Here is a 6,372-nt window from a genome sequence, read left to right as displayed (position 1 = left end):
CAGCCTCAAAGATTGGGCTCGCATTGCTCTCCGGCGCGACAAGACCCGCCGCAGCTGGATGGGCTTCGCCCACCTCGCCGCCACGATGATCAACCTACGCATCGCAGAGTCCGGTCACAGACCCTAGAGCGTTGAGCGGTGGATCTAGTGCAGCAGGCTCCACCCGCCTGAGACTGTATCCAGTTCTTCCTCGCTGAGTTCTCGCTCGCTGACGTCTTCCCAGTTGAGTTCTGCGTAGCCAATCCTGGCGCCGCCGCCTATCGGATGGACGGGGAGCACAGCGCCTTCCGGCAGCTGACAATCCTGCCGTTTGTTGCCCAAGCTGAACGCTCTTTTCGAATAGCGCTGCCTGAACCCATGAGTATCGCCAGGGGAAACAACCTCAGACCCGGCGCCATTGCCGACCCGCCGCGCGAGTCTTGCGGTCATTTCACAAAATCGACGCGGTGACGATGGGGTGATCTCAGCCTTCCCGCCTGCCTTAACGGACCCTGAACCTAAACCAGATGTCCGTTCCCGATCGGGTGGGTGCGCCTATCTCCGGGTCGTCTCCAGCCCACATGGTACAGGATCAGCTCGTGGGACTGGTCCGGCGGGAGCAAAAGTCTTCGGGCATTCTGAACCCTTGGGGAGGGGGAGGTGCCATGAAGCGGAAGCGGTACACGGGCGAGGTAGCGGGCGAGCAAGGCCGGGCTCAAGCGGCTGATTGCCGATCTGAGTTTGGGGAAGGCGATACTGCAGCACGTGTTGCGTAGAAAATGGTGAGGCCCGCCCGGCGCCGGGATGTGGTGCGCCACTTGCAGGACGCCTGCGCCATCGGGGAGCGGCGGGCCTGCCACGCTACCGGGTTCCATTGCTCGTCCCCACGCTACCGCTCACACCATTCCCCGCCAGGCGAGTTCGCAACCGAGCACCAGCAGGCCGACGAAGAAGCATCGTCGGAAGGTTTCGGGTTCCACCCGCGCGCGCAGCCATCCGCCCACTATCATGCCCGCGAGTGCTGGCAAGAGTGCAAGCGAAGAGACACCCGCCACCTCGATGGACAGAGCGCCGTGCCAGGCGAGGCCGGCGGCGAGCGCTAGCGTGGAGAAGGTGAAGGACAAGCCGAGTGCCTGGACGAGATGGTCCCGTCCCAGCCCGAGTGAGTTAAGGTACGGGACGGCGGGAACAACGAAGACGCCCGTTGCCCCGGTTACCAGCCCCGTCGCTGTACCGACGAGTGGCCCGGCCCAGGGTTCAGCCTTCTGCGGCAGCTGCAGGCGAGGCTTGAGCAGCCCGAGAATGCCGTAAAGTGCCAGGGTGGCGCCGAGGGCCGCTGTCGCGGCGTGCGCGGCCGTACCTGCAATCAGCCCCGACGCGGCGAAGGTGCCGGCGGCAACGCCGAGCATCATGGTCCAGAGACGGCGTAACAGAACGCCGAGATGGGAACCGGCGAAGAGCTGCCAAACATTCGTCACTAGCGAAGGAACAAGCAGCAGCGCCGCAGCCTCGACTGACGGCATCATCAGGCCGAGTAGGCCCATGGCGACGGTCGGCAGGCCGAGGCCGATGAGGCCTTTGACCGTACCAGCGAGGAAGAAGGTGCCCGCAATGAACGGGACGGACTGGAAGAGATCGTTCATCGCGCGATGCTGCAGTCTGCCCCTCCTCCAGCACAATGCGGAAGTGTTATAGGGAGCCTTCGTCCAAGACGAAGGCACACGGGCTGGGGCGCACCGGATGAACTTCGACCTTACCGACCTGCGATTGTTTTTGCATGTGACGGAAACAGGCAGCATCACAGCCGGTGCGGCCCGTTCAGGGCTTGCGCTGGCGTCGGCCAGCGCAAGGGTGCGGGGCATGGAGGAGCAGGCGGGGGTGCTCCTCCTGGAGCGTGGCCGGCGGGGTGTTGAGCCGACACCGGCAGGCTGGGCGCTGCTGCACCACTCACGGCTGCTGACGGCCCAGGTGGAGCGGATGTACGGCGAACTCGGCGAGTACGCTCGGGGGCTGAGAGGCCATGTCCGACTGCTTGCCAACACTGCGGCTGCGGCGGAATTTCTTCCCGAGCTGCTCGCCGCCTTCCTCGTCGCGAATCCGAACGTCAACGTGGACATGGATGAGCGGCCGAGCCCCGAAGTCGCGCGGGCCGTTGCAGAAGGCCTGGCGGAGGTCGGGATCGCGGCTGGCCACGCTGACTTTTCGGGGTTGGAGGTGATGCCCTCCCGGGAGGACCGGCTCGTGCTCATCGTGCCGTCGGAACATAGGCTCGCCGATCGCCGGCAAGTCTCCTTCGTTGAAGCGCTGAGCAGCGACTTTGTGGGATTATCGGGTGACAGCGCCCTGAGCGAGCATTTGGCGGGGCACGCGGCGCGGGCGGGCGGCCGGCTGCGGATGCGCGTGCGAGTGCGAGTGCGAGGGCTGGATGCTGTCTGCCGGATGGTCACGCTCAATGTGGGCGTCGCCGTAGTTCCCGAGTCCGCGGCGCGCAGGGGCAGGGGGGACGGAGCACTTGTCCTTGTGCCTCTAGAGGATCCCTGGGCCGAACGTCGACTGGTCGTGATCGCGCGGCGGCTTGACGCTCTGTCGTCGCATGCACGGCGGCTGGTTGAGCATCTTACGGTGCCGACCTGATCGAGAGCGGACTGATCGTTGGGAAGGGGCTCTTCCAGCGAGTTTATCTATGTACAAGCCGCGCGGATCGATATGTCCATATCCGTTCTTTGGTGCTGACATGCCCGCCTGCTGCACGAGCGCCGCTTATGCGTTCGGCTACGCCCTTGAATGGCACAACTGCCCGAAACGATGTTGCACTCGCCGGACTGTCCCCGGGGCGCCAATGCCTCGCAGGTCATCTTCCACCTCACTCGGACGCATAGCCGGAGTTGGCGAGGTAGCTCCTGCGCTCAGTTACGGTGAAAGTGTCGAGCAGGCGGCCAATGGTGGCTCAGAGGGCCTATCAGGTGCGGGCTGTAGCCTTTCGGAGCAGCGCCTTCAGCTTGGCGAAGAGCTGCTCAACGGGGTTCAGATCCGGCGAGTGGAGAAGGCTGGCGCCGGTAGCCCTGATCGCTTCGCACACGCCTGCAAGCTCGTGGGCGGGAAGGCTGTCCAGAATCACCACGTCGCCCTTTGCCAGGGTCCGCGCGAGGAACTGCCCGACACGGGCGCGAAAGGCCTCGTCGGTTATGGGACCGTGGAGCACGAGAGGGGCGGCAAGGCCGGTGCCGCGCAGGCCCGCGACGACGGTCGTGGTGCGCCAGTGACCGTGGGGCGCGGCATCGATCAGGCACTCGCGCCTTGGTCCCCAGCCGGGGTCGCCAGCCGGAGCGCCGGATCAGGTTCCTGGCCGCCCGGTCTCATCCAGAAAGGCGAGGCGCTCCGGGTCCATGTAGCGTTGCCAAACACGCCAGTGCCGCCGGCGCCCGGCAACATCGGCCCTGTCCTGCTCGGTCGCCCTCAGCGACCTTCATATGTGACGGTTCAAGCCGCTCGGGCGTCGTCGAGATGGTCATCAGCGAAACCGGCGCCACGCCGCGCCTCGCGCTATCAGGGAACCGAGCAGCCCGATGGCGATGGCTGGCAGGCCCAGGCCGGTTACGCCTTTCACGAAGCCGGCGAGGGTGAAGGTGGCCGCGATGACGGCGAAGAGCGTGGCGTCCATGGAACTGCCCGTATGATGCCCAGGCATTCTCGGCCTGGGCCGCCGCGCCATGCTTCGGCGGAGGCCGTAGCATGGCGCCTGGCACTCACGGTAACAGGGGATGACGCCGAAGGAGACGCGCCATGGTCAGCACCGCCGCCCTGGCCGAGACGGCCGCCGCCCTCGGCGACCCCACCCGGCTGAACATACTGGCCGCGCTGATGGATGGCCGCGCATTGACGGCCGGGGAGCTGGCAGGCATCGCCGGCGTGGCGCCCACCACTGCCAGCGGACATCTCGGCCGGTTGCTTGAGGCCGGGCTTCTGGCAATGGAGCGTCAGGGGCGGCACCGCTACCACCGCCTAGCCTCGCCCGAAGTGGCGCGGGTGCTGGAGGGGTTGATGGCGCTCTCCGCCGCGCGGTCGCGTGCCCAGCCCCGCCTGACTCGCATCGGCCCGCGCGACACCGCGATGCGGGAGGCCCGGACCTGCTACGACCATTTGGCCGGCCGGCTGGCGGTCGGGATGACCGATGCGATGGTCTCGCGCGGCCATCTGGACCTCTCGCCGGATGGCGGGGCGCTGACGGAAGCGGGCGCGGGGTTCCTGGAGCACCTCGGCATCGCGCTGCCCGCCGCGAGCGCCGGTCGGGGCCGGACCCGTTCCTTCTGCCGTCCTTGCCTGGACTGGAGCGAGCGGCGGCCGCATCTGGCCGGCGCGCTGGGGGCGGCGCTGTGCCGGCGCTGCCTGGATCTCGGCTGGATGCGGCGCGTCGCCGGGTCGCGTGCGCTGACGGTTACCCCCACAGGCTGGCGGGGGCTGCGCGACGCCTTCGGGCTGGATCAGTCGGCGGCGATTTCCGACGCGCGATAGCCCTGCGCGTAAAGCAGCGCCCGCAGATCGGCATGGTCCACCCGCGCGCGGGCGGCGCCCGCCACGATCGGCTTGGCGCGATAGGCAATGCCGAGGCCCGCGGCGCCGATCATCGCCAGGTCGTTCGCACCATCCCCGACGGCCATGGTGGCCGAGAGGGGAAGGCCCCTCTCGGCTGCGAGGCGGGTAAGGGTGGCCAGCTTGGCCTCCCGGTCGAAGATCGGCTCCGCCACCGTCCCGGCCAGCACCTTACCGTCATCCAGCAGCGTGTTGGAATGATGGCTCTGGAAGCCGCACAGCTCCGCAACGCGCCCGGTGAAGAAGGTGAAGCCGCCTGATGCCAGGGCGCAATGCGCGCCATTGGCCGACATGGTGCGCACCAGCGCCCGCGCGCCCGGCATGAGCTCGGTCTGCTTCCAGGTCGCCTCCAGCGCATCGAGCGACAGGCCTTCCAGCATGGCGACCCGCTCCCGCAGGGCGGCGGAGAAGTCCAGCTCGCCATTCATGCTGCGGCGGGTGATCTCGGCCACCTGTTCCTTCAGCCCGGCAAAGGCGGCCAACTCGTCCAGCGTCTCGGAAGTGACGATGGTACTGTCCATGTCGGCGATCAGGAGGGACTTGCGGCGGCCCTCGGCGGGCTGGGCGATGGCATCCACCGGCTCGGCGGGCAGTGCGGCGTGCAAGGCGGCCACTGCCTGCTCAGGGTTGAGTCCGGCGAAGGGCAGGTCGACGGCTTCGGCTTCGGCGAGCCAGTCCGGCTTGCCGGGATCGGCGCCGAGCGCCGACAGTGCCTCCCGTGCGCGGGCGAGGATGCCGGGCGGAAGCCGGCCTGGGGGTGCGATCAGGGTAAGGACATGCGACATGGGCCGGGTTCATGCCCCCGGACCCCCTCATGGAGCAATCGACGAAAATGGCGCCGCGCGCCCTGCTGATCGCCGGCCCGACCGCCAGCGGCAAATCCGCCCTGGCCCTGGCCCTGGCTCGGCACCTCGGCGGCGTGGTGATCAATGCTGATTCCATGCAGGTCTATCGCGAGCTGCGGGTTTTGACTGCGCGGCCGTCGCCGGAGGAGGAGGCGATGGCGCCGCACGACCTTTACGGCGTGCATCCCGCCTCGCGCGCAGCCTCGGTCGCCTGGTGGCGCAAGGCGGCGCTCGATTCTATGGCGCGGGCGGTGGCGGCGGGACGGATGCCGATCCTGTGCGGCGGCACCGGGCTTTATTTCCGCTCTCTGACCGAAGGCCTGTCCGAGTTGCCGCCCATTCCGGCCGAGGCGCGGGAGGAGGCGCGACGACTGCTGGCGGAGGAGGGGCCCAGCGCACTGCATGCGCGGCTCGCCGCCGAGGACCCGCGCAGCGCAGCGCGGCTCCGCCCCAGCGATAGTCAGCGCCTGGCCCGTGCCTGGGAGGTATGGCGCGGGACGGGGAGGGGCATCGCCGACTGGCAGGATGACGCCCCCGCCACCGGGGCCGCCCCCTACGAGTTCCGCGCGATCCGCATCGATCCGCCCCGGGATTCGCTGCGGGAGGCGATTGCTGTCCGCTGGCAGGCCATGCTGCGTGCCGGGGCAATGGAGGAGGTGCGTGCGCTGCTCGATCAGCGTCTCGACCCGGCACTGCCTGCCATGCGCGCCCACGGCGTGCCAGAACTCTCCGCCGTATTGCGGGGGGAGATGGCACTGATGGAGGCAGGTCGCCGCGCCTGCCTTTCCATCGGGCAGTACACGAAGCGGCAGGCCACTTGGCTCCGCCACCACCCGCTGGCCGCCCCGACCAGCACGCATAGCATCAATGCGCGAATCGGAGGTGTTGAGCAATTTTCGGAAAGTCACCTTGGTGAAATCTTATCATTTCTGAAAAAGGCGCATTGACGCACCTGCAC

Annotated in this window: 6 protein-coding genes and 2 pseudogenes; 4 read left to right on the top strand and 4 right to left on the bottom strand. The window is 67.9% G+C overall.

The window, feature by feature from the left end; genetic code table 11:
- Positions 1-693: 693 nt before the first annotated feature.
- Positions 694-890 (top strand): annotated as a pseudogene (locus GSE44_RS25930) (IS3 family transposase); the annotation flags it as partial.
- Here GSE44_RS25930 and GSE44_RS22920 read toward each other — a convergent pair.
- Positions 876-1,622: a sulfite exporter TauE/SafE family protein gene (locus GSE44_RS22920; RefSeq protein WP_201306208.1), complete on the bottom strand. Its 747-nt coding sequence runs from the start codon at positions 1,620-1,622 to the stop codon at positions 876-878. The pseudogene GSE44_RS25930 and the gene GSE44_RS22920 sit on opposite strands and share 15 nt — an antisense overlap.
- 97 nt (positions 1,623-1,719) lie before the next feature.
- Between GSE44_RS22920 and GSE44_RS22915 the strand changes: the two genes are divergently transcribed.
- Entirely contained in the window at positions 1,720-2,613 is an 894-nt protein-coding gene (locus GSE44_RS22915) for a LysR family transcriptional regulator (protein WP_159351151.1), read from the top strand.
- A gap of 328 nt (positions 2,614-2,941) precedes the next feature.
- Here GSE44_RS22915 and GSE44_RS22910 read toward each other — a convergent pair.
- Positions 2,942-3,262, bottom strand: a pseudogene (locus GSE44_RS22910) (transposase); the annotation flags it as partial.
- A gap of 228 nt (positions 3,263-3,490) precedes the next feature.
- Positions 3,491-3,640 (bottom strand): hypothetical protein, encoded by a 150-nt coding sequence (locus GSE44_RS22905; protein ID WP_201306207.1) that lies wholly within the window; start codon positions 3,638-3,640, stop codon positions 3,491-3,493.
- 122 nt (positions 3,641-3,762) lie between these two features.
- Here GSE44_RS22905 and GSE44_RS22900 point away from each other — a divergent pair, with 122 nt between their 5' ends.
- Positions 3,763-4,491 (top strand): ArsR/SmtB family transcription factor, encoded by a 729-nt coding sequence (locus GSE44_RS22900; protein ID WP_159351150.1) that lies wholly within the window; start codon positions 3,763-3,765, stop codon positions 4,489-4,491.
- Here the strand turns inward: GSE44_RS22900 and serB are convergent.
- A complete protein-coding gene (gene serB / locus GSE44_RS22895) occupies positions 4,461-5,354 on the bottom strand; it encodes a phosphoserine phosphatase SerB (protein WP_159351149.1) in 894 nt (297 codons plus the stop codon). The genes GSE44_RS22900 and serB overlap by 31 nt on opposite strands.
- A 29-nt stretch (positions 5,355-5,383) precedes the next feature.
- Here serB and miaA point away from each other — a divergent pair, with 29 nt between their 5' ends.
- Positions 5,384-6,361 (top strand): tRNA (adenosine(37)-N6)-dimethylallyltransferase MiaA, encoded by a 978-nt coding sequence (miaA, locus tag GSE44_RS22890; protein ID WP_159351148.1) that lies wholly within the window; start codon positions 5,384-5,386, stop codon positions 6,359-6,361.
- Positions 6,362-6,372 lie beyond the last annotated feature (11 nt).

Source organism: Muricoccus harenae (genome assembly GCF_009848505.1).
GTDB classification, from domain to species: domain Bacteria; phylum Pseudomonadota; class Alphaproteobacteria; order Acetobacterales; family Acetobacteraceae; genus Roseomonas; species Roseomonas harenae.
The sequence above is the reverse complement of the archived record's forward strand: the minus strand, read 5'-3'. Positions and strand labels throughout refer to the sequence as shown.